This window comes from Mangrovimonas sp. DI 80, assembly GCF_001975575.1.
Classification (GTDB): Bacteria; Bacteroidota; Bacteroidia; order Flavobacteriales; family Flavobacteriaceae; genus Mangrovimonas_A; species Mangrovimonas_A xylaniphaga.
Window position 1 is genome coordinate 604,379 of the sequence record NZ_MSDT01000002.1, and the last position, 16,679, is coordinate 621,057.

The window sequence follows — 16,679 nt, forward strand, 5'->3', positions numbered from 1 at the left end:
ATAGGCCGTAAAAAACAAATAAACACTAAGATTTCTTCTCCTCGCGACCACATTATTCTTCTCTTTAAAAATCAACAAGTTGTTACAAAAAAATCGAATACTTTACATCAAAAGAACTTAAACCCAACCAGTAAAATACTGATTAGAAATACATTACAATAGAATCTACAAATGAATTAATAGCAATTAAATTTCAAAAAATTGACTAAGTCTGAAATTGAGATTCCGAATATAGAAAAAATGTTCTTTAACATACCATTAACACTAGCATAATAGATTAAATGCGCTAATCTTCGACAAAGTGAGTTAACGGAATTTTTAACGTAATCAAAGGATTTTTTTAACAAGAATATACACTGGAAAATGATCGCTAAAACCACCCATATATTTTTTCCCTACATAAGTTCTGTAAGGCTGCCCACTGTATTTTCCTTTATATTGAGACAAGAACTTGTCATTGAATATTTTGGCATAATCAAACTTATGGTTTCCAGGTATTGTTTCCAGAAAATTGATGGAACATAAAATCTGGTCAAATAGGTTCCAATGGAATTCAAAATTGATACTTCCATGATCCAGATCCAACAAAGTTTCCATGGGGTTAAAAAGCAGTTCGTGTTTCACCAAATGACGGATACTCTCATTATCCGGATTATCATTAAAATCACCAAAAATAATAACTTTAGGATCTTCGTAATTTAACTTTAGAGTTTCCAAAATTTCCATAACCATATTGGCTGCCGCCATCCGCTTATAGGCCGATTTTGTTTCTCCTTCCCTACGCGACGGCCAATGGTTCACAATAAAGTGCATTTCCTCTCCTTCCAAAAGCCCCGTTACCAACAAAATATCCCTGGTATAATCCCGAACACCATAGTCATCTTCAATAAAAACCGTAAAACGTTCGGAAGACAAGAGCTCAAAAACTTTTTTGTTATACAAAAGGGCTACATCAATTCCTCGCGTATCTGGAGAATCATAATGCACATAACCATATTCATACCGCCTTAAATCGGGACTTTGAATCAAGTCTTCCAAAACACCATCATTTTCAATTTCAGCCAATCCCACAATAGCTGGCGGATGCTTGGTTTCCTGCTTTCCTATTTTGGCAATTGCCGAGCCTATTTTGTAGATTTTCTTTTCATAGCGACGTTTCGTCCAATGCCTATCAGAAGCAGGCAAAAAATCGTCATCGTTGGTATAAGGATTGTCTTCAACGTCAAATAAATTCTCAATATTGTAAAACGCTATGGTCTGTTGCATGATAAAACGAAATGATTTATAAAATATCAAGAAGTATTCCCAAAGATAACCTTTAAATTATAAAAAGTAAAATGCTCACAATTGCGTAAATTTGCACTTTATTTACATCTATGTTAGAAAAGAAAGACATTTCGCTTGAAAAAGCGGTTTTGGTAGGAATCATTACTAAAGATCAAGATGAAGCAAAGTCTAAAGAATATTTGGACGAGCTGGAATTTTTGACATATACAGCCGGAGGTGAAGTCGTAGCAAGGTTTACCCAAAAAATGGACATGCCCAATCCACGTACTTTTATAGGTACTGGAAAAATGGAAGAAGTCCAAGACTATATTAATGAACATAACATTGGTACGGCCATATTTGACGACGAACTCTCCCCTGCCCAAGAGCGCAATATCAGCAAACTTCTGAACTGCAAAGTTTTGGATAGAACCAATCTTATTTTGGACATTTTTGCCCAAAGAGCACAAACAAGTTACGCTAGAACGCAAGTGGAATTGGCGCAATGCGAGTACTTGCTCCCGCGACTTAAAGGAATGTGGACCCACTTGGAACGCCAAAAAGGGGGTATTGGAATGCGTGGTCCTGGGGAAACCGAAATTGAAACTGACCGTAGGATTGTTAGGGATAAAATAGCACTTTTAAAAGCCAAGATCAAAACCATCGACAAGCAAATGGCAGTACAACGAGGCAATCGCGGGCAAATGGTGCGGGTTGCTCTAGTTGGGTATACCAATGTTGGAAAGTCTACCTTAATGAATGTCATCAGTAAAAGTGAAGTGTTTGCCGAAAACAAACTCTTCGCCACCCTTGATACGACCGTTAGAAAAGTGGTGATTAAAAATTTACCATTTTTGATGAGTGACACGGTAGGATTCATACGAAAATTGCCCACTCAACTTGTAGAAAGTTTTAAAAGTACCTTGGATGAAGTTAGGGAAGCTGATTTACTGTTACATGTAGTAGATATTTCCCATCCAAATTTTGAAGAGCACATTGAATCGGTAAATAAAATTTTGGATGAAATAGATAGTGCCGACAAACCAACCATTATGGTCTTCAACAAAATTGACGCCTACGAAGCGGAACCTTTTGATGACAATGATTTAGTTGCTGAACGCACCAAAGTAAACTATACTCTAGACGAGTGGAAAACCACTTGGATGAGCAAAATTGGAGACAATGCTTTATTCATTTCTGCCACTAACAAAGAGAATTTGGAAGATTTCCGGAAACGTGTGTATAATGAAGTAAGAAAGATTCACATTACCAGATTTCCTTACAACCATTTTCTTTATCCAGATTACGACGAAAATTACGAGGACACCACAGAATAAAAAAAGAGCGCTTATAAAAATAAGCGCTCTTTTCATTTTATATTGAACTCCCTTAGAATTTATAAGACAAGCCTAAAGTATAATAGCTTTGTAACTTATTATCTACATTATCAAAAGTAGGCTCAGTATCAACTAGTGGATCATATTGCTGCAACGCATAATTTAAGGCTTCCTGTTTGTTACCTCTTAACCCAAAGTCAAAGCCAATTCCAATATTCTTCCATAAGGTATAAGTGAAGGAATTGGTCCATGTCCAGTTGGACAAATCCGAACTTTTATAACTCAAAAAAGCTGAAAAGTTAGTTTTAAAATCTACAGGCCCAAGTTTTCTAGTATAATCAGCCACAATTTTAGAACCAAAAGACGATTCGAAAACCGTGTCCTCTTTACTGAACACTATATTGTAGTTTAAAGGATGAACCACCACAATCAAATCAGTAATCGGTGTCCAAGTAGCTCCAACCCCAAGATCCAAATATCCAGGATCATTAAAATTGTCCAAAATGGTAGTTCGATACTCCATCAAGGCAGAAGCTGCCAAATTTTTTGCAATCTTATATCCATATAAAGACGTCACATTAAAAACATCTGTCGTAGGCTGAAAACTATCATCATCTGTTGGATCATCTTTGTCATCAAGTTTTACCCATTTCAAATTAAGGTTTAAGGCATTTTTCCAAAAGTATTTCTCCCTATCTAAGTTGGCATAGGCATTTACTGTACCTCCAAAATTCCCTGAAGAGTTATTGGGCGTCCCTTGGGAATACCAGTTTTCAAAACTGGAAAGGCTTCCTCCTACAACACCAAACGCACCAATTTTCCAACCTGGAAAGGCATCAATTTGGGACTGCAATGCATCCACTCGCTTTTGAATATCGCTTATAGAATCTTTCTTAGCCTTTTGTTCCGCTTTCAATTCATCCAAGGTCTGGGCATTGGTAACCATAGCATAGGTTAACAATGCTAAAGAACACAGTAATTTCTTCATTTTGATTGTTTTATAAAAGGGTTTATACCCTACAAAAATAGGTTTTTTCTGAAACCCTCCTAGAATAAAAGCGCAGGAAGTCTATTTTTTATATAGCGGCACCGTAGAACAAGCCTCACCAAACATGATGGATTTGGCCACCCCATTCAACCTGGAAACCAATAAGGTATAAGCAGTTTCTGGAATAGGCTTATTGGAACAACCTTTAATGATAACAGGTTTATCGCGAAATTCTTCTACCTCCATTTGAGAAACGATCTCTTGAAAAATAGAGGTTTCCAAATCCTGAAGATTTCCAACAACCACCTTTTTAGCATATGAAGAAGCTTGCGTTGCAATCAACAAATAGGCCCAAGACGGAATAATGGCATCCACGGAACAATGCAAAGCCAAATAACCATCTTGATATTGGCTCCAATCGTGTTGCTTTACATGCTCACGGAAGTCCTTTTCCTTTAAAATCAACTCTTGGAATAACCAATCTTTGATATCAAAAAGCACGCGAGCGCCTTTAGGATAAAAGTCTTCCAAATCTATAGTTACCAATTTACTATTGGCTACGCGGTTAATTATTTCATCTGCCATAACGCAAAATTACATTTTTATTGATAGCCTTCAGCTTGCAGGGTAAACAATTCGGCATACAATTTTGGATGTGCCATGAGTTCTTCATGGGTGCCAATTTCCAACACACGGCCTTCTTCCAATACCAAAATTCTATCGGCCTGCCGTACGGTACTAAACCTATGCGAAATCAAAATACTGGTCTTTCCTTTGGTTAAGCCAATAAAACGCTCAAACACTTCACTCTCTGCTTTGGCATCCAAAGCCGAAGTAGGTTCATCCAAAATCATCACTTCCGCATTCTTCATATAGGCTCTTGCCAAGGCCACTTTTTGCCACTGCCCACCAGAAAGCTCCTGACCGCTCACAAAACGTTTCCCCAACTGTTGGTCGTAACCTTTGCTCAAAGCTTCCACCACTTCGTTTGCCAAACTTAATCGAGCTGCATTTTCAATCTTTTCTTGATTGCCAAGTTCCTTAATATCCCCTATGGCTATATTTTCTTTAATCGTGAATTCATATCTAAAGAAATCCTGAAAAATTACCCCAAAGAATTGCTGATAATCCGCCTTCTTAAACCTGTTAATATTCACACCGTCCAAAAGAATCTCTCCAGAAGTGGGCTCATAAAAGCGCAGCAACAATTTGGTAAGCGTCGTTTTTCCTGCCCCGTTTTGCCCAACAAAAGCTAGTTTTTCTCCTGCCTTTAAAGTGAAACTTACACCTTTTAAAATTTCATGTTCTGAATCTGGATAGGAAAAATAGACATTCCTAAATTCAAAACCTTGTTGAATATGTTTAGGAAGCGGCACATCTTCTTGAGTATTGGCATCTACTGAAATATCAATAAAATCGAAATAGTCCTTTAAATACAAGGCACTCTCCGAAATACGGGTAAATCTTGAAAAGAACTCCTGAAGATTCTTCATCAACCTATTAAAAGAGCCTGATAAAAAGGTTAATTCACCCAAAGTAATCACCCCTGACAACACACGATAGATGATAAACACATAGGCTGCGTAATAACTTATAGATCCCAAAACATTGAACAGAAATCCCAAAGCCGATCGTTTCACGGCCAAGGTTTTGTTGAGCTGATAGTACTCTTCGGAAAGATTTCGAAATCGATCTACGATAAAATCGGTAAGGCCGAACAATTTAATTTCTTTCGCCGTTTTATCATTGGCCCCTATAAACCGCAGATAGTCCAATTCCCGACGCTCGGAAGTCCAACTTCTAGCCAAAGAATACTGCTGTTGGCTAAACCTCACTTCATTAATAAAGGAAGGAATGATACTCAGAACCAACAAAATAATCAGATAGGGTTCAAAATACACAAGCCCTGCTACCAAAGTAGCAATGGAAATGGCGCTTTGTGCTTGTCCCAACACATTAGACATCAACCCTACCCTACCTGTAGTTTGGGTACGAGCACGTTCCAGTTTATCATAAAACTCCGAATCTTCAAGTAGGCTAATGGTTACCTGATTAGTCTTTTGTATGATCGTAACAGACGTTGCAATATTGTATTCATCCCCCAATAAACCATCGGTAAGGGAAATAGCCCTACTAATGAAATCTGATAGGATTACCAAGCCAAATTCAATAGCTACATAGGTCCACAATTGAGTATAATCGGTGGTTTCAATTGTCGTTTGGGAGATTATCTCATCAATAATCAATTTTCCCACCCATAAAATGACCACGGGAAGTAAGGCTCCTATCAAACGGCAAACAGCCGACAAGACAAAAAGCTTTTTGTTGACATTCCAAATTTCCCTAAAAAAACGCGGAATATACACCAAAGCATTAAAGGAAGACCTTATGCTGGTTTTGTCCTCATCCTTAATTGATTTGGGTCTATGTCTTGCCATTTGTGTAAATCTTGTTACAAAATAAGAAAAGGACTTAATTAAGTCCTTTTTAGTTATATGAATATTGAAATGCTACAGCATTCCCAATTCCAATTTTGCTTCTTCACTCATTAACTCTTGTGACCAAGGTGGGTCAAAAGTAATCTCTACCTCTGCAGACTTCACGTCGTTAAGAGATTTCACCTTTTCCTCAACTTCCAGAGGCAAGGTTTCTGCCACAGGACAGTTAGGAGTGGTAAGTGTCATAAGGATTTTAACATCGTAATCCTCATTCACAAAAACATCGTAAATCAACCCCAATTCGTAGATATCTACAGGAATTTCAGGGTCGAAAATAGTTTTTAAAACCCTTACAATTTTTTCTCCCAGGGCATTAGTATCTATGGTAGTATCGCTCATCTTAGTTTAACTGTGTTTGGTATGCTATAGCATACATTTTTAATTGTTTAATCATACTCACCAAACCATTGGCACGGGTTGGCGATAGATGTTCCTTCAAACCGATTTCATCTATAAAATCGGTATTGGCTGCAATAATATCCGAAGGGCTTTGGTTTGAAAACACCCTAATAAGGATGGCTATGATTCCTTTGGTGATGATAGCATCACTATCGGCGCTAAACACCACCTTTTCATCTTCCAATTGGGCATGTACCCAAACCTTACTTTGACAACCTTTAATGATATTGTCATCGGTTTTATATTGCTCATCGATTAATGGCAAGGTCTTGCCCAAATCGATCATATATTGATAACGTTCTTCCCAATCGTCAAACATTGAGAACTCGTCGATAATGTCATTTTGAATATCCTGTATACTCACGTCGTTTATTTTCATACAAAAATACAAAAGTTAGCCGTTATTCAACTTTTTCCGCCAAGGATAGTAATTGAAGAACAAGCGGTTCGATTTCTTTTGGAGGATTACCATGATCAAAAGAAGGACTATGGTACAAGGTTCCTTGATTAGTGATTTTCAGAACAGCAATCAAGGCTCCGTCATACTGATGTGCCTTGGAGGGTACTTCCAAATTTTGCAGTTCGTTTAAGTCTATTTTATCTACCAAGGCATAAATTGAAGCCAACTCTTGCGAGGTACACTCCACAACTTTTAGCTCTTGAGCTCTATCCAGTTGCACAGTCAACAAATCGCCTTCCAATACAATTCGTTTGTAAGCCCCTCGCGTCAACGCCGAATATTCAACAATGTACTGGTGCTTCTCTTGCTCTTGCAATTTGACTTCTTCATTTGCCTGCGCTTTGGTACCACAGCAGCTGTACAACACAAAAAGATTTAAAACTAACAATAGCTTATTCACAGATAACTAATTTTAAATTACGATAGAATGATTACAAAAAAGAAGCCAAATTGGTTATGATAACATCATTTTAGCCTTTTTAACCCCCGCTACCAAGGCATCGATTTCCTCCTTGGTATTATAAAAAGCGAAGGAAGCCCTCACCGTTCCAGGAATTTTAAAGTAATCCATAATCGGTTGTGCGCAATGATGTCCTGTACGGACTGCAATGCCCATTTTATCCAAAATAGTTCCCACATCATATGGGTGGATACCTTCCAAATTAAAGGAAATCACTGAAGTTTTCTCTTCGGAAGTTCCATAGATTTTTAAACCTTCAATTTCCAGCAATTTTTCAGTGGCGTACTCCAACAACTCATGTTCATAAGTGGCAATGTCATCAAAACCTATCGCGTTTAGATAGTCTATGGCCGCTCCAAAGGCAATCCCTCCACAAATATTTGGCGTCCCTGCTTCAAACTTATGAGGTAAGTCCGCATAAGTTGTTTTTTCAAAGGTCACCTCGGCAATCATCTCACCTCCTCCTTGATAAGGTGGTAATTTTTTCAGCCATTCTTCTTTTCCATACAGCATGCCCACTCCCGTTGGTCCGCACATTTTATGTCCCGAAGCCACATAAAAATCCACATCCAATTTTTGAACATCCGGTTTTATATGTGGACATGCCTGAGCACCATCAATCAAAACTGCTGCGCCTACCGCATGGGCTTTTTCAATAATGGTTTCAATAGGGTTGATAGTTCCCAAAGCATTGGAAATATGGTTAACAAACACCAATTTGGTGTTCGCACTTAAAAGTTCTTCAAAAGCACTCATCACCAAAGCGCCTTCATCATTCATAGGAATCACTTTCAAAGTAGCTCCAGTACGCTCACACAACATCTGCCAAGGCACAATATTACTGTGGTGCTCAAGGGCAGAGACAATAATTTCGTCTCCTTTCTTCAACAAGGCAGAAAATCCATTGGCCACCAAATTAATACCATGCGTGGTCCCTGAAGTAAAAATGATTTCATAGGGATGTTTGGCATTAAAATGTGTTTGAATGGTATGCCTCGCCTGCTCATATTTATCTGTTGCCTCTTGGCTCAAACTGTGCACTCCTCTGTGAATATTGGCATTGTAATGACTGTAATAATCAACAATAACATCAATCACCTGTTGCGGTGTTTGGGATGTGGCGGCATTATCAAAATACACCAAAGGTTTTCCATTCACCTGACGGTTAAGAATGGGAAAATCTTGTCTGATGGCTTCTACTTTAAACATGGTAATGATCTCTCTTTTTATAATAGCCCATAGGCTAACATTGACCCATTTCAACAAAAAAGGGAAGGGTTTTACATATTGGCCCTTCCCTTAATTTTTGTTTTATAAGTCAAATCCAATATTGACACCCAGTTTTTTGGCAATCAATTTTGTAATACGTTTTTTAATTTCAGGGATTTTAACGGAATCCAATACATTGTTACTGAAAGCGTACATCAACAGTGCACGAGCTTCCTTTTCTGGAATTCCTCTTGAACGCAAATAGAACATCGCGCTCTCGTCCAATGCTCCAATGGTACATCCATGCGAACACTTCACGTCATCTGCAAAAATCTCCAACTGTGGTTTGGTGTTGATAGTGGCCTTATCGCTCACCAAAATATTGTTGTTAGCCTGAAAAGCATTGGTTTTTTGCGCTTCTTTTTCAACAATCACCTTACCGTTGAACACCCCTGTAGCATTGTCGCCATAGATACCTTTATAATCTTGGTGGCTTTCACAATTTGGTTCAATATGGTGTACCAAAGTACTATGGTCTACATGTTGTTTGTCACCAATGATGGTCACTCCTTTTAGGGTAGAATCGATACGTTCTCCATGTTGGAAGAAATTAAGGTTGTTTCTTGTCAATTTCCCTCCAAATGAAAACGTATGCACCGACGCGTGACTCTCCTGTTTTTGCTTGATAAACGTATTGTCAATCAAAGACGCATTTTCATTGTCGTTCTGTAGTTTGTAATAATCTACAATTGCTCTTTTATTGGCAAAAATTTCAGTAACACTATTGGTCAACACAGGGTTGTCCGTCAAACTTTGGTGACGCTCGATAATTTGAACATGTGAATTTTCATCAACCACAATCAAGTTACGAGGTTGCAACATTAAAGCCGCTTCGTTACCAGTTGAAAAATGCACAATTTGAATAGGCTTTTCAACAATTTTATTCTTTGGAATATGAATATAGGCTCCTTCATTTGAAAAGGCCGTATTCAAAGACGTCATGCTATCATCTTTGGCTGCCTTGTTGAAATAATTTTCAATTACCAAGCGGTATTTTGGCTTGGTAATGGCAGACGACATCAAGCAAACATCTACACCTTCATGGGTAGTTTGTGATAAATGCGAAGAATACTTTCCATCGATAAAAATGATTTTATACGAATCGATATCATGAATCAAATACGGTTTGATATCCTTGTATTCTATCGCTTTTTCCCCTTTGGAAAACAGGCTGTAATCATGCTTTAAAACCGTGTTTAAAGACGTGTATTTCCAAGCCTCATCCTTTTTGGAAGGAAAGCCATTTTCCTCAAATATTTTTATAGCATTGTTTCTTATGGCATGCAAAGGTGAGTGATCCTCGAGGTTATCCTCAAATGCAAAGTAAGAAGCAACTAATTTTTCTTTTAAATCCATAGGTTCAATCTTCAATAATCAGTAAGAAAACAACGGTTTTCCAAGTTTAGGCGTTTACTTCTTCTTTGATCCAGTCGTACCCTTTTTCTTCCAATTCATGAGCCAATTCCTTGCCTCCTGATTTTACAATTCTACCTTTATATAATACATGCACATAATCTGGCACGATATAGTCCAACAAACGTTGGTAGTGCGTAATAACTACCACAGCATTGTCCTTGTTTTTTAATTTGTTCACCCCATTGGCAACAATACGAAGGGCGTCGATATCCAACCCTGAATCTGTTTCGTCTAGGATGGCCAATTTAGGCTCCAACATAGCCATTTGGAAAATTTCGTTACGTTTCTTCTCTCCTCCAGAAAACCCTTCGTTTAAGGAACGTGACAAGAATTTTCTATCGATTTCCAATAATTCGGATTTCTCACGAATCAATTTCAGCATTTCGTTGGCTGGCATTTCTTCCAAGCCTTTCGCCTTACGGGTTTCGTTGATGGCCGTTTTCATAAAGTTGGTCACCGAAACACCAGGAATTTCAACAGGATATTGAAAAGACAAAAAGATTCCCTTATGGGCACGCTCTTCCGCCGAAAGCTCGTCAATAGCTTCTCCTTCCAAAAGGATTTCGCCTTCTTCTACTTCATAATCTTCCTTCCCTGCAATAACCGAAGCCAAGGTACTTTTTCCAGAACCGTTAGGCCCCATGATGGCATGAACTTCACCAGGTTTTACTTCTAGGTTAATTCCTCTAAGAATTCCTTTATCCTCAACACTTGCGTGTAAATTGGTAATCTTTAACATACTTATTCTGCTCCTAATTTAATAACATCCTTTTCCTTGTTAGATGCCATAACTTTAATAATTTCTTTTATATCAAAACGGTTGTCCCAACCTTCTTCCCCTTCCGGTTTTGGAGTAATCACCCCTCTCACCTGAACAGTTACATAATCGGTTGGTTCTACCTTATAGGCCTTTGCCATATCATCCAACTCATGCATCTTCTCATTAATCACAACCGCATAAACCTCAGACGGCGTGTGCAACACAGCGGCATCGGCATAGTAAACAAACTCGCCGGTCATTTCCACATACCCGTCACTTTTTTGGGCAGTTTCGGTTACCACGTCTCCAGTTGCCTCAACAGGCTTTGATTCGTTTTTACAGCTTAAAGCCAATCCGGCTATACATAATAATGTGAAGATGTTTTTCATATATGAATTCACTTTTTGGATGTTACACTTTTAATTTCTAGTCTAATCTAATGCTTATCCTACGGAACCTTCCAAACTAATTTCCAATAGTTTTTGGGCCTCAACCGCAAACTCCATTGGCAATTTGTTCAACACCTCCTTACTGAATCCGTTTACGATAAGTGCAATCGCTTTTTCAGTGTCGATACCACGTTGGTTACAGTAAAAAATTTGGTCTTCACCAATTTTACTGGTTGTGGCCTCGTGCTCTATTTGAGCCGTTTTATTTTTAGCTTCGATGTATGGGAAGGTATGGGCGCCACACTCATTACCCATCAACAAGCTATCACATTGTGAAAAGTTTCTCGCGTTTTCTGCTCTTGAATGCACCTGAACCAAACCTCTATAGGAGTTTTGGGATTTTCCTGCAGAAATACCTTTGGAAATAATGGTAGACTTGGTATTCTTACCTAAGTGAATCATTTTCGTTCCAGTATCTGCCTGTTGGAAGTTATTGGTCACCGCAATAGAATAAAATTCTCCTACCGAATTATCCCCTTTCAATACACAACTTGGGTATTTCCAAGTCACGGCACTACCCGTTTCTACCTGCGTCCAAGAAATCTTGGCATTGGTTTCACACAATCCACGTTTGGTCACAAAATTGAAAACCCCTCCTTTTCCTTCGGAGTTTCCTGGATACCAGTTTTGCACTGTGGAATATTTGATTTCGGCATCGTCCATAGCAATCAATTCCACCACCGCAGCATGCAATTGGTTTTCGTCCCTACTTGGAGCGGTACATCCTTCCAAATAGCTTACGTAACTCCCCTCATCGGCAATGACCAAGGTACGTTCAAACTGCCCAGTTCCTGCTTGGTTAATTCTAAAATAGGTAGACAATTCCATTGGACACTTCACACCTTTTGGAATATAACAGAAACTACCATCACTAAACACAGCACTGTTCAATGCCGCATAAAAGTTATCCTTTTGTGGCACGACAGTTCCAATGTATTTTTTCACCAATTCTGGATGCTCTTGAATAGCTTCGGAAATGGAACAGAAGATAATTCCCTTTTCAGCCAACGTCTTTTTAAAAGTAGTCGCAACCGAAACGGAATCCACAACCACATCCATAGCAACACCCGCCAATTTCTTTTGCTCATCCAAAGAAATTCCCAACTTCTCAAACGTAGCCAACAACTCAGGATCTACTTCATCCAAGCTATTATATTTCGCCTTTTTGTTCGGGGCAGAATAATAGGAAATCGCCTGAAAATCTGGTTTTTCATAGTGAACATTGGCCCACTCTGGCTCTACCATATCTTCCCAAGCTCTAAACGCTTCCAACCGCCAATCGGTCATCCACTCTGGCTCTTCTTTCTTTTTGGAAATAGCCCTAATAATTTCCTCGTTCAATCCAACGGGAAAGGTTTCGGACTCTATGTCTGTATAAAAACCGTACTCGTATTCTTTGGTTTTTAACTCTTCTCTTAAATCGTCTTCAGTATACTTACTCATTCTCTTTACGCTTCAATTTACAGTGAAAACGACTCACCACAACCACAAGTTCTGTTAGCATTTGGGTTGTTGAATACAAAACCGCTTCCATTTAAACCTCCGGAATACTCCAAGGTGGTACCTATCAGGTATAAAAAACTCTTTTTATCCACGATGATTCTTACACCATTGTCCTCAAACACCTTATCATCGCCTTGCTGTTCCTTGTCAAACTTTAAGTCGTAAGACAGACCAGAACACCCTCCGCTTTTCACACCTACCCGAACAAAATCAGTAGCAGAATTATAGCCATCTTCAGCCATTAATTCCACAACTTTCTTTTTAGCCGCTTCTGATACTTTTATCATAATAATGTAGATTACATCTAAATAGACTGCAAATATACAATATAAGTAGGCTTAATCAAGCGAACCTAACATTATATTAGCAAATAGGTCTATAGAAACTATTGATGCCCTAGGGCGCTGTCCATTATCTTAAAAATGATTCCACAAATCATCCAATTATCCTTAAATTTGCAGCATGATAGAAGACAAGAATCAAGCCCGTACCCCACTTAGTGAACTTGGAGAATTTGGACTTATAGACCATTTAACCAAGAACTTTAAAATCACTCATGAATCTACCATCAAAGGCATTGGTGACGACGCCGCTGTTTGCGATTTTGGCAACCAGCAAGTAGTGATCACCACAGATTTATTGGTGGAAAATGTGCATTTCGACTTGAGCTATATGCCATTGAAGCACTTGGGATACAAATCCGTTATGGTGAATCTTTCCGATGTATATGCCATGAATGCCATGGCCAGTCAGATTACCGTGTCCATTGCTGTTTCCAACAGATTTCCTTTGGAAGCTTTGGAAGAATTATATGCCGGTATTGAAACGGCTGCCAAGATTTACGGGATTGATGTTGTGGGCGGAGATACGACGTCATCTACCAAAGGCCTGCTTATTTCAGTAACTGCTTTTGGAACTGCCAACAAAGAAGATATTGTATACCGCAGTGGCGCCAAACCGAACGACCTATTGGTAGTAACCGGAGATTTGGGAGGCGCCTATATGGGACTTCAAGTTTTGGAACGCGAAAAGAAAGTGTTTGAGGTGAACCCAAACAACCAACCAGATTTGGACGCTTACACTTATATTATTGAGCGACAACTGAAACCAGAAGCTAGAAAAGATATTGTTACATTATTGAAGGACTTGGATGTTAAACCAACTTCCATGATTGATATCAGCGATGGTTTGTCTTCAGAAATCATGCACTTATGCAAAAACAGTAAAGTGGGCGTAGAACTTTACGAAAACAAAATACCTTTAGATCCGCAGGTTATTTCTACCTGTGAGGAATTTGAAATTGACAGTACAACCATTGCCTTAAATGGCGGTGAGGATTACGAATTGTTGATGACGATTTCTCAAGAGGACTTTCCTAAAATTAAGGCCAATCCTAACCTGTCGATTATTGGCTATATAACCGAAGAAAGCCGTGGCATGCATTTAATCACGCGTGGAGAAGAGGCAATCCCTATTATTGCAAAGGGATGGAATGCTCTAAACAGTTAAGAACAGTGATGCTCTAATTTTCGCTTGGTCCTTTTTTCATAAAGTTGACCAAGCAATTCATTGATTTCCTTTCGGGTATCGGTCAATGGTGTCAGGGTACCAGTATCACTTGTTGTTACTTGTTTTTTACAGAACTTACACTCATACTCTTTCACATAGAGCGTAACCTCTTTTTTCATCACAAAATGATGATCGAAAAGTTTACAAATTAAAGTTTTCAAAGCGCTATTCAATTAATTATTAGGGACTCCTAACTTAGTAAAAAAATTGAATTGAGCAAGCACTTTAACGTTAATAAATTAACAGGTTTTTTCTTTCAAAAGAAGCAGATGAAATATCTAGCGAAAAATAACTGAATATCAGCAAAATAAAAGTTTAAATCGTTTTTCGGAAGAAGATTGAAAAACAACTAAAAGTTAAAAAGCAAAGAAAGAGTTTTCCTTAGTAAGCAGCAGATCCCAAAGTTTTAGACTGCATACGCATCATGCGTCTGGTATAAACTTGCTCCAATAAGCTATTTATCTCTTGATACTTAGGAGTGAGTTCTCTTAAATGCCCATCGCTATCGGTAGTGAGTTGTCTTTTGCAGCATTTACATGTATATTCCTTTACATGCATAGTTACCTTTTTGGTCACTTCATAATTATGGCCAAAAACACCACAATATAATTTAGCTGCTGAATTAGGGTTAGTTGTTTTTTTCATAATCGCTTAATTTGAGACAGTTAAACTTAATGAAAAAAACAAATTAAATTCGCTGAAATAACCTATTTTTCGATAAACTGCAATATTTTGTAATCCAATTCCTCTTTATCTTCAATATAGCTCATATGCCCATCCGGAAATTCAACCACTTCAATGCTTGAATTTGCCACATAAGCCATAACAGTTTCATAATCCAAAACAGGATCCTTCAAACCAATTACCAACAACTTTTTATAAGAACCATTTACAAATTGCACCCTCCTATCCTTCCTCACTTTCATACCTTCCAAAGCTGCCACTATTCCTTGCAACGGTGTTTTTAGTGCTTCGGCACGCACTTGAGCTATAGATTCAGACAAACGCTCTCTATTATCTTCCGCAAACAAATTGGCAATGGCCATGCTTACAAAAGACTTATAGTTTTGCTTGACAGCTTTTACCGCCCTACCCCTGTTCAACTGTCGTTCTTCACTATCTGCTTCAGCAGTTGAGTTCAGCAAGCACATTGCAGACACTTTATCAGGATACAAATCTGCCAAAGCCAACGCCACATAACCTCCCATGGAATGCCCAATGACCGTAGCCTCTGAAACACCCAGGTAATCCAGAACCGCACATACCATTTCGGCCATATCTTCCATAGTATGGATATAACCCAAACATTCCGTTTCACCATGGCCCAACAAATCAATAGCAATTACCTTACAAGTGGAATTTAAAGTTTTTGTGAGATGCTGCCACATCTTGGCATTCTCCAAAAACCCATGCAACAATACCACTGGCTTCCCTTCACCAGAAACTTCAAAATGCACAGAAATCTCCTTATATTGAATCGTCATATCTACAATAATTTAAATGCAAAGATAACCTTATTTCAAGTTGACTTACCAACACAATCACCCCTTCAACCTCTTAATTACAGAAAATGCCTTATCTATTAAATGATCCTCAATAAGCACCGTGAACTCGTTGGTAGTAGAAACCACCTCGTACAAGGAAATCCCTTCCCAAGCCAACCTCTTAAAAATTTGATAGTACAAACCAGTCACCCTAGAGTTGTCCTGCGGCAAACTGATGCTGATTGCCGACAATTGATCAACCATTCCTATTTGTTGTTCTTCACTAAAATACTCCACAACGTTAGATGCCTCAGAACTGGAAATGATAATATTACTTTCATGAATCCCCCTAGTGAAGGCATAAAAAATACTACTATTCAATCCAACATGCTCCAAAATCCTAGAGTGACTATGAATAAGCGTTTTGGAATTCTGAAAGGTAAAATCCGTTAAATTAGAACGTACGGTAATATCTCCCAAACCTTCCAAGACTTTTTTCAACTTCACAGAATTAGTCAAATTTTGCGGCGGACTATAGCGTCTCAACGCCATCATGATAGCACCTGACTTCACCGGCTTTTTCAGCATATCACTTACAGATGGTACCAATTCTTCAGCCAAGGCACTATAATTAATAATATTCCTTGCTAAGGCCTCTTCCAAAAAAGGTTGAGACACTAACAATTCACTGACACAGGAAGCAATAGTTTTCATTTTGTTAATTATTTAACGTGATGTGCAAATTTAGCATAATATTTTTATTTTCATTCTACAACAGCACTTTATAAATACCTTTGCCCCATCAAAAAAAGTATAAGACT

The 16,679-nt window shown here is 38.4% G+C and carries 18 protein-coding genes; 2 read left to right on the forward strand and 16 right to left on the reverse strand.

Annotated elements, in window-relative coordinates; genetic code table 11:
* Positions 1 to 327: 327 nt before the first annotated feature.
* A complete protein-coding gene (locus tag BKM32_RS03260; RefSeq protein WP_076662523.1) occupies positions 328 to 1,266 on the reverse strand; it encodes an endonuclease/exonuclease/phosphatase family protein in 939 nt (312 codons plus the stop codon).
* A 110-nt stretch (positions 1,267 to 1,376) separates the two neighbouring features.
* Here BKM32_RS03260 and hflX point away from each other — a divergent pair, with 110 nt between their 5' ends.
* Positions 1,377 to 2,603, forward strand: coding sequence for a GTPase HflX (hflX, locus tag BKM32_RS03265; RefSeq protein WP_076662524.1), 1,227 nt, complete (start codon positions 1,377 to 1,379; stop codon positions 2,601 to 2,603).
* Between the two features lie 52 nt (positions 2,604 to 2,655).
* On the opposite strand, the gene BKM32_RS03270 is transcribed toward hflX, so the two are convergent.
* The 12 genes from BKM32_RS03270 to BKM32_RS03325 all read right to left on the reverse strand — a co-directional run bounded on the left by BKM32_RS03270 (position 2,656) and on the right by BKM32_RS03325 (position 13,092).
* Entirely contained in the window at positions 2,656 to 3,591 is a 936-nt protein-coding gene (locus tag BKM32_RS03270; protein ID WP_076662525.1) for a DUF3078 domain-containing protein, read from the reverse strand.
* 81 nt (positions 3,592 to 3,672) lie between these two features.
* Positions 3,673 to 4,176: a DUF2480 family protein gene (locus tag BKM32_RS03275; protein WP_076662526.1), complete on the reverse strand. Its 504-nt coding sequence runs from the start codon at positions 4,174 to 4,176 to the stop codon at positions 3,673 to 3,675.
* 17 nt (positions 4,177 to 4,193) lie between these two features.
* Positions 4,194 to 6,029, reverse strand: a complete 1,836-nt coding sequence (locus BKM32_RS03280) for an ABC transporter ATP-binding protein (protein ID WP_076662527.1) — start codon at positions 6,027 to 6,029, stop codon at positions 4,194 to 4,196.
* 72 nt (positions 6,030 to 6,101) lie between these two features.
* Complete coding sequence (locus tag BKM32_RS03285; protein WP_053976383.1) at positions 6,102 to 6,428, reverse strand: DUF59 domain-containing protein; 327 nt, start codon at positions 6,426 to 6,428, stop codon at positions 6,102 to 6,104.
* A 1-nt stretch (position 6,429) separates the two neighbouring features.
* The gene (locus BKM32_RS03290) at positions 6,430 to 6,852 is read right to left on the reverse strand and encodes a SufE family protein (protein WP_076663037.1); all 423 of its coding nucleotides are present in this window, start codon (positions 6,850 to 6,852) and stop codon (positions 6,430 to 6,432) included.
* Between the two features lie 37 nt (positions 6,853 to 6,889).
* Complete coding sequence (locus BKM32_RS03295) at positions 6,890 to 7,348, reverse strand: hypothetical protein (RefSeq protein WP_076662528.1); 459 nt, start codon at positions 7,346 to 7,348, stop codon at positions 6,890 to 6,892.
* Positions 7,349 to 7,402: 54 nt separating this feature from the next.
* Complete coding sequence (locus tag BKM32_RS03300) at positions 7,403 to 8,617, reverse strand: aminotransferase class V-fold PLP-dependent enzyme (protein ID WP_076663038.1); 1,215 nt, start codon at positions 8,615 to 8,617, stop codon at positions 7,403 to 7,405.
* Positions 8,618 to 8,719: 102 nt separating this feature from the next.
* Positions 8,720 to 10,033: a Fe-S cluster assembly protein SufD gene (gene sufD / locus BKM32_RS03305; RefSeq protein ID WP_053976386.1), complete on the reverse strand. Its 1,314-nt coding sequence runs from the start codon at positions 10,031 to 10,033 to the stop codon at positions 8,720 to 8,722.
* A 46-nt stretch (positions 10,034 to 10,079) separates the two neighbouring features.
* A complete protein-coding gene (gene sufC, locus BKM32_RS03310) occupies positions 10,080 to 10,832 on the reverse strand; it encodes a Fe-S cluster assembly ATPase SufC (RefSeq protein ID WP_053976387.1) in 753 nt (250 codons plus the stop codon).
* A 2-nt stretch (positions 10,833 to 10,834) separates the two neighbouring features.
* Positions 10,835 to 11,242: a hypothetical protein gene (locus tag BKM32_RS03315; RefSeq protein WP_076662529.1), complete on the reverse strand. Its 408-nt coding sequence runs from the start codon at positions 11,240 to 11,242 to the stop codon at positions 10,835 to 10,837.
* Between the two features lie 54 nt (positions 11,243 to 11,296).
* On the reverse strand, positions 11,297 to 12,745 hold the full coding sequence (gene sufB / locus BKM32_RS03320) for a Fe-S cluster assembly protein SufB (protein WP_053976389.1): 1,449 nt from the start codon (positions 12,743 to 12,745) through the stop codon (positions 11,297 to 11,299).
* A gap of 17 nt (positions 12,746 to 12,762) precedes the next feature.
* Positions 12,763 to 13,092 carry an iron-sulfur cluster assembly accessory protein gene (locus BKM32_RS03325; protein WP_053976390.1) on the reverse strand — a complete coding sequence of 110 codons (330 nt, stop codon included), beginning with the start codon at positions 13,090 to 13,092 and terminating at the stop codon, positions 12,763 to 12,765.
* 175 nt (positions 13,093 to 13,267) lie between these two features.
* On the opposite strand from BKM32_RS03325, the gene thiL reads away from it, so the two are divergent.
* Positions 13,268 to 14,314 (forward strand): thiamine-phosphate kinase, encoded by a 1,047-nt coding sequence (thiL, locus tag BKM32_RS03330; protein ID WP_076662530.1) that lies wholly within the window; start codon positions 13,268 to 13,270, stop codon positions 14,312 to 14,314.
* Between the two features lie 441 nt (positions 14,315 to 14,755).
* Here the strand turns inward: thiL and BKM32_RS03340 are convergent, their stop codons facing one another.
* The 3 genes from BKM32_RS03340 to BKM32_RS03350 form a co-directional block, all read right to left on the reverse strand.
* On the reverse strand, positions 14,756 to 15,019 hold the full coding sequence (locus tag BKM32_RS03340) for a hypothetical protein (protein ID WP_053976393.1): 264 nt from the start codon (positions 15,017 to 15,019) through the stop codon (positions 14,756 to 14,758).
* 62 nt (positions 15,020 to 15,081) lie between these two features.
* A complete protein-coding gene (locus BKM32_RS03345) occupies positions 15,082 to 15,858 on the reverse strand; it encodes an alpha/beta fold hydrolase (RefSeq protein ID WP_076662531.1) in 777 nt (258 codons plus the stop codon).
* Between the two features lie 57 nt (positions 15,859 to 15,915).
* The gene (locus BKM32_RS03350) at positions 15,916 to 16,572 is read right to left on the reverse strand and encodes a hypothetical protein (RefSeq protein ID WP_076662532.1); all 657 of its coding nucleotides are present in this window, start codon (positions 16,570 to 16,572) and stop codon (positions 15,916 to 15,918) included.
* Positions 16,573 to 16,679 lie beyond the last annotated feature (107 nt).

What these genes read in the sequence shown, in the direction of transcription:
- BKM32_RS03260 (WP_076662523.1), bottom strand. Translation starts at nt 1,266, where the DNA reads ATGCAACAGACCATAGCGTTTTACAATATTGAGAATTTATTTGACGTT.
- hflX (WP_076662524.1), top strand. Translation starts at nt 1,377, where the DNA reads ATGTTAGAAAAGAAAGACATTTCGCTTGAAAAAGCGGTTTTGGTAGGA.
- BKM32_RS03270 (WP_076662525.1), bottom strand. Translation starts at nt 3,591, where the DNA reads ATGAAGAAATTACTGTGTTCTTTAGCATTGTTAACCTATGCTATGGTT.
- BKM32_RS03275 (WP_076662526.1), bottom strand. Translation starts at nt 4,176, where the DNA reads ATGGCAGATGAAATAATTAACCGCGTAGCCAATAGTAAATTGGTAACT.
- BKM32_RS03280 (WP_076662527.1), bottom strand. Translation starts at nt 6,029, where the DNA reads ATGGCAAGACATAGACCCAAATCAATTAAGGATGAGGACAAAACCAGC.
- BKM32_RS03285 (WP_053976383.1), bottom strand. Translation starts at nt 6,428, where the DNA reads ATGAGCGATACTACCATAGATACTAATGCCCTGGGAGAAAAAATTGTA.
- BKM32_RS03300 (WP_076663038.1), bottom strand. Translation starts at nt 8,617, where the DNA reads ATGTTTAAAGTAGAAGCCATCAGACAAGATTTTCCCATTCTTAACCGT.
- sufD (WP_053976386.1), bottom strand. Translation starts at nt 10,033, where the DNA reads ATGGATTTAAAAGAAAAATTAGTTGCTTCTTACTTTGCATTTGAGGAT.
- sufC (WP_053976387.1), bottom strand. Translation starts at nt 10,832, where the DNA reads ATGTTAAAGATTACCAATTTACACGCAAGTGTTGAGGATAAAGGAATT.
- BKM32_RS03315 (WP_076662529.1), bottom strand. Translation starts at nt 11,242, where the DNA reads ATGAAAAACATCTTCACATTATTATGTATAGCCGGATTGGCTTTAAGC.
- sufB (WP_053976389.1), bottom strand. Translation starts at nt 12,745, where the DNA reads ATGAGTAAGTATACTGAAGACGATTTAAGAGAAGAGTTAAAAACCAAA.
- BKM32_RS03325 (WP_053976390.1), bottom strand. Translation starts at nt 13,092, where the DNA reads ATGATAAAAGTATCAGAAGCGGCTAAAAAGAAAGTTGTGGAATTAATG.
- thiL (WP_076662530.1), top strand. Translation starts at nt 13,268, where the DNA reads ATGATAGAAGACAAGAATCAAGCCCGTACCCCACTTAGTGAACTTGGA.
- BKM32_RS03340 (WP_053976393.1), bottom strand. Translation starts at nt 15,019, where the DNA reads ATGAAAAAAACAACTAACCCTAATTCAGCAGCTAAATTATATTGTGGT.
- BKM32_RS03345 (WP_076662531.1), bottom strand. Translation starts at nt 15,858, where the DNA reads ATGACGATTCAATATAAGGAGATTTCTGTGCATTTTGAAGTTTCTGGT.
- BKM32_RS03350 (WP_076662532.1), bottom strand. Translation starts at nt 16,572, where the DNA reads ATGAAAACTATTGCTTCCTGTGTCAGTGAATTGTTAGTGTCTCAACCT.